We start from the raw sequence: 5,413 nt of genomic DNA on the forward strand, positions 1-5,413 counted from the left end.
TTGGGGAGTTGGGGAGTTGGGGAGTTGGGGAGTTGGGGAGTTGGGGAGTTGGGGAGTTGGGGATAAATTAAAATATATCCTCTCGATCACCAAATATTTTATTTATACCATTACATCCGGACATGATATTAGTCGAAGATGCTCATTCAGAATTTTTACAAAACTAGGGCAGGTTTTAGATTTAGCTCAAAGCTGAATTTTACCGAACATATTCCACAGTATTAATAACCGAATCAATTTCCACCTCTGCACCTGAGCTAACCACAAATTCACTTCCGCCAATTTCTGTAGCAATACTTCCCCAATCATAAGTATAGCCTAACCTCGTCCAAGGATAACCATTTTCACCATAAGAAGTAAGTATCTTGTCATTTACCCATTCCTTATGTAGAGGTTCAACATTATCAGGAAATTCCAAGTCGCAGCTAGTATCGTTAATTTCTGGATCTGGGCAAGGACGGAATAAATCTTTAGGTTCAACCCACATCTGTACAAATTTAGTTTTTCCATTGCGAGGAGGTAAACCTAAATATTGTTCCAGTCTGAGAGTTAAATTATCCTCATTCAGGTTAAGTTCAGACCCAAAAGTTTGTAACTGGGGAACAGGAGTAGTCCAGACTTCTCGACTTAACTGCATTTTTTCACCTACCTTGTCATTATAACCATTCCAGGCAGTCCAAGTTACCATCAATACCTGGGGTTTTCCATCTACTTCTCGCCATATTAAATCAGGATTATCTGAAGTAATTGACCATAGAGTATTATCTATTTCATCTTCTCTAGCATGAGCAGCATCTATAACTCCCCGTGTCTAAGATCGTTGTAGTTGAATATCAAATAATTCTTGTAATTCCTGTAAATTTTCTGGGCATGCTGCTAATGATTTTTGCATTGGTAAACCGAAAATCAGGATAATTCCTAATATTAGGGTGATTAATTTTTTTGATAGAGTGAAAAGTTGTTTTTTCATAGTTTTACTGATTTAACTATTTACTAATTTACAATACTTAGTTATAGGTAAGAAAAATATAGCAATCCTGTTTAGAGGTTATAAAATTTTATCGTAGGGGTTTGGTCTCCAAATCCCTTGGTAACTGTGTTTGGCACCCCAACCCCTACAGCTCATAATTTTTGCATTGGTAAACCAAAAATCAGGATAATTCCTAATATTAGAATGATTAATTTTTTTGATAGAGTGAAAAGTTATTTTTTCATAGTTGTACTAATTTGACTATTTACTAATTTACATTATGGTAACTGTGTTTGGAGACCAAACCCCTACAGCTTTCTCTCACAAATCATTTAGGATTGCTATAGCAACAGCAAGTAAATTTTTCCCAAACCATTTTCAATTCTGAATAATTTAGGATAAATTATTCTTCAAGATAGGAATCCTATATTGGTCGTGACAGTTTTTATAATAATTAATTTGAGTTAAAAACCTTTAAATTTTTTACTCCTGACTCCTGACTGCTACTAAAATATTACCGAATAATAAAGGTATAAAGCCTCTCACTCACCGTGGAGAAACAAAAAAAAATTTCCTTTTATTCAATCCTCTTCCTTTTAACCAGAGGTAATTATCAATTATCAATTATCAATTATCAATTATCCATTATTGAACACCGATTAGAGGATTGCTATATCATATTTTTATGACTTAAAAACTAACTTGTCTAGCAGCCATCATATAACGAAAAATATATTCTACTAACTCAATATAATGATAAGCAGATTCAGTAGAATTTGCCCAAACAGTTACACCATGATTACGAATTAATAAAGCAGGAATTTTTGGTGGAGAATCTCCGAAGCGATCGCTTATTTCATCAGCAATTTTTTTAACTTCTAAATGATTCCCAAATAAAGGCATTTCTACCCAAGGATTTTCTTCCCAAATTCCCAAACCTTTCAACATTTCTAGTGATGGTAAAAGCAAACCATTTCCCTCAGTAAAATTAGAGACTAAATTTGCCTCTATAGAATGTACATGATAACAAGCTTTAGCTTCTGGAAAACATTGATAAATAACTTGATGAATACTTGTTTCAGCCGAAGGGCGAAAATGAGGATTTAGCTTTTCTAATACTTGACCATTTATATCTACTCGCACAAAATCTTGTTGACTTAATTCTCCTTTTGGGCGGCCACTAGCAGTAATCCAAAAACTATTATCAGGTAGACGAGCAGAAAGATTTCCAGCAGTACCTACCATCCAACCTTTTTGATAAAAATTTGTCGCTGCATAGATTAAAGATTCACGAGGGTCAATGTTCATTTTTAAGTAATACTTACAAGTATCTATAGCTTTTTACTATTAGTTTAGTAAATAATATTAATCTCTTTAAGGTATCAAAATCTAGACTAAATTTTAAATATTAAATATTTTCTTAATATCTGTTAATTATATCTATCGGGAAAAGATGGAATAGGGAGTATGGAGTAGGAATTAGGGGGAAATAATTGATGATTTCTGAGAGATAATTGATTTTATTTTTGATGATCACCAGATGTCTATAAGATAGCGGTTCATGAATAAGATATACTATTTTTTCCCTGGTCCCTGTTTTCTATTCCGTAAAATCTAAAATTTTTATGCCTTATCTATTTGATAAATACTATATAACTTTTTTAAGCATTCAGCTAAATACCGTCATCTCTTAGCTTTTTAATAAATGAAGCAAGCATTCCCTTATCTTATACTTACATTTTAACTAATTCTTGTAAATCTCTCAATTACATTTTCCCAATTTAAAACTGATAGCTGATAGTTAACCGCTGTTTGTGCAGCATTACCCAGCAAATACTTACCGAATAATTAATAATTATTAATTCAATAATTCAGCTTTATTAGCCTCCCCTTTCAAGGGGAAAAAGAAAATAATATTTCCTTATATTCAATTCCCTCACGGTTTTAACCAGACATAATTATCCATTATCCATTATCCATTATCCATTAATGAATTACTTTCTATTTCCAGAATGCCAGGATTTAAGAATTGAGTTAAAGTTGTGAATGAAAATAATATCAATTAAGAGCTGCTAAGATAACATGAACCCACTAAATCGTTTTTCTGACCGAGCAACAGATTATGCCAACTATAGACCCAACTATCCAAAAGAAACTATTACTGCTATAATAAGCGGATTTGAAAATCCTTCTGAATTAGTAGCAGCAGATATTGGAGCAGGTACAGGAATTGGCTCTAAAATGTTAGCTGAACAGGGAATCAATGTAATTGCTATTGAGCCAAATATTGAAATGATAAATGCTGCTGCACCTCATCCTTTAATCAAATTTCAGGAGGCAACTGCAGAAGCGACAAATCTACCCGATCAATCTGTAGATTTAGTCACTTGTTTTCATGCTTTTCATTGGTTTAACTTAGAACCTACCCTACGAGAATTTCACAGAATTTTAAAACCATCTGGCAGGTTAGCTATTGTCAGGAATAACTGGAATAAACAAGATGGATTTACTAAAGAAAATAGTAATTTAATGAAGCAGATATCTAAACTTCATCCACTAGCCAAAAAGAAGCCTCATGTTTCGATTACATCTGTAGAAGAAAGTCCAAATTTTGTTAATTTTAGACATTCAGTATTTGCTCATAGACAAGAGTTAGATTTACTCGGATTAATTGGTCGAATTATGAGTTCTTCATCAGTGCCAAATAAGGGTTATGAACGAGAAGAGATTACAAAAAATTTGAAGGTATTATATGAACGATGGGTAGATAAAAAAGGTTTAGTTTATTTAGTTTATCGTACCGATTTATATCTTGCTGAACCGAGGGTAATAATTACTTCAAATCGATTTTAATATTCCTTTTAGGGATTAGGGAGTGGGAGTTTGGGTAGTTTGGGCAGTGAAAAAAGATTCATCCCTACTTACATTAATCACCGAATCTAGTGTAAATCTAAAAAAGGAGATGGAGAAAATGGATTAGGTTAAACCTCTACATTCGTAGATGATTTGTGAAAAAAACTTTAGGGGTTTGGTCTTTTCATCCTATTTTTACTTGAGTTTGGAAACCAAACCCCTACAATAAAATATTACCGAAAAATCAAGGTATAAAGCCTTCTATTTCAAGAGAAAAAAAGTGCTATTGAATTTCCTTATATTCAATTACGTTACAGTTTTCATTGAGGCAATTATCCATTATCCATTATCCATTAATGAAAACCTATTTAGGATTGCTATTGTAGATAACAATACTCTTGGAGAAAAGTATGCAAATTCAAACATAAAATAAAATATATACTCCTGAAGAATATTTTTTATTAGAGGAAACTGCTGAATATAAACATGAATATAGAAATGAAAAAATTATAGCAATGACGAGTGGAACTACTAATCATAACGAAATATCAGGTAATTTTTGTGCTTATTTAAAGTTGGCTTTAAAAGGCAAAAATTATCGTGTATTTATCGGTGATGTACGTTTGTGGATACCCGTTCATAATTTATATACTTACCCCGATTTAATGGTAATTGAAGGTGAACCATCTTATTACCCAAATCGCACTGATACAGTTACTAATCCCTCAATAATTGTTGAAGTATTATCAAAATCAACAGCAAATTATGACCGAAGTGAAAAGTTGAAATTTTATCGCTCAATTCCTGATTTTAAAGAATATATTTTGATTGACCAATATCAGTTTAATATTGATCAGTTTAATATTGAAAAGTATGTTAAAACTTCTGAGGAAAAATGGGAAGTCACATATTATGAATCCGAAGAGTCAATATTAAAGTTAACTTCTCTAGATTTTCAAATAACTTTTAGGGATCTTTACGAAAGAGTAGATTTTAACAATCAAGATTGAGAAAGATATGGCAAAAGAAAGAATAGTGATAAAAAGTTTTTGTTTGTAGTAGGGATTGAGCAAAAAGATAGATATTGCTATAGATATTGCTCAAGTCTTACTACAAACTTTCATTATAACTATTCAACCCGACATGATATAAACATTTATCAAAGTAGTATTAGGTATAAGCATTAAAAATATAGTAGATATCAATGGAGTTACAAAATTGATTTTTTTATAGTAAGAGAAAACCTTTGTTTTGATTAGGATAAAATATTTTATCATACCCCCTCTAGATTTAGCCAGAGATACTGATAATATCATGTCCGGATAAGAGCGTGATAAAAAAACTTTCTCATGCATATACTTTCTTTCTCCCCTCTTCCCTCCTGACTCCTGTACGGGCGTTTTGCTATCGCACAACTCCGTTTTGCTAGCGCAAAGCTCCGCTAACGGCTAAGAGCCGACATGAAAAACGCTGCGCGACATATAAAGCGGAGCTTTGCGTTAGCACATGGCCATTTCCGTTCCGGAATGCTCCGCAAACGCCCCTACGACTCCTGACTCCTCCCTTTTTATTTATAACTATTCAACCGGA

Annotated in this window: 5 protein-coding genes and 1 pseudogene; 3 read left to right on the forward strand and 3 right to left on the reverse strand. The window is 32.7% G+C overall.

What is annotated here, in order from left to right:
- A pseudogene (locus ACP6PK_RS11035) lies at positions 1-196 on the forward strand (hypothetical protein); the annotation flags it as partial.
- Between the two features lie 3 nt (positions 197-199).
- On the opposite strand, the gene ACP6PK_RS11040 reads toward ACP6PK_RS11035, so the two are convergent.
- The 3 genes from ACP6PK_RS11040 to mtnB form a co-directional block, all read right to left on the reverse strand.
- Positions 200-688, reverse strand: coding sequence for a hypothetical protein (locus ACP6PK_RS11040; RefSeq protein ID WP_426559645.1), 489 nt, complete (start codon positions 686-688; stop codon positions 200-202).
- 123 nt (positions 689-811) lie between these two features.
- The gene (locus ACP6PK_RS11045; RefSeq protein WP_426559646.1) at positions 812-970 is read right to left on the reverse strand and encodes a hypothetical protein; all 159 of its coding nucleotides are present in this window, start codon (positions 968-970) and stop codon (positions 812-814) included.
- 690 nt (positions 971-1,660) lie between these two features.
- Positions 1,661-2,278 carry a methylthioribulose 1-phosphate dehydratase gene (gene mtnB / locus ACP6PK_RS11050; protein ID WP_094672249.1) on the reverse strand — a complete coding sequence of 206 codons (618 nt, stop codon included), beginning with the start codon at positions 2,276-2,278 and terminating at the stop codon, positions 1,661-1,663.
- Between the two features lie 774 nt (positions 2,279-3,052).
- On the opposite strand from mtnB, the gene ACP6PK_RS11055 reads away from it, so the two are divergent.
- The gene (locus tag ACP6PK_RS11055) at positions 3,053-3,823 is read left to right on the forward strand and encodes a class I SAM-dependent methyltransferase (protein ID WP_426559647.1); all 771 of its coding nucleotides are present in this window, start codon (positions 3,053-3,055) and stop codon (positions 3,821-3,823) included.
- Between the two features lie 434 nt (positions 3,824-4,257).
- Positions 4,258-4,833, forward strand: a complete 576-nt coding sequence (locus ACP6PK_RS11060) for a Uma2 family endonuclease (RefSeq protein ID WP_426559648.1) — start codon at positions 4,258-4,260, stop codon at positions 4,831-4,833.
- The last annotated feature ends 580 nt before the right edge of the window (positions 4,834-5,413 follow it).

Origin of the sequence: Dapis hubbardiae BLCC-M172, from assembly GCF_050016015.1 — a bacterium.
GTDB lineage: Bacteria > Cyanobacteriota > Cyanobacteriia > Cyanobacteriales > Microcoleaceae > Trichodesmium.

Excerpts from the sequence above, each read along its gene's own strand:
- ACP6PK_RS11040 (WP_426559645.1), bottom strand. The coding sequence starts at position 688 with ATGGTAACTTGGACTGCCTGGAATGGTTATAATGACAAGGTAGGTGAA.
- ACP6PK_RS11045 (WP_426559646.1), bottom strand. The coding sequence starts at position 970 with ATGAAAAAACAACTTTTCACTCTATCAAAAAAATTAATCACCCTAATA.
- mtnB (WP_094672249.1), bottom strand. The coding sequence starts at position 2,278 with ATGAACATTGACCCTCGTGAATCTTTAATCTATGCAGCGACAAATTTT.
- ACP6PK_RS11055 (WP_426559647.1), top strand. The coding sequence starts at position 3,053 with ATGAACCCACTAAATCGTTTTTCTGACCGAGCAACAGATTATGCCAAC.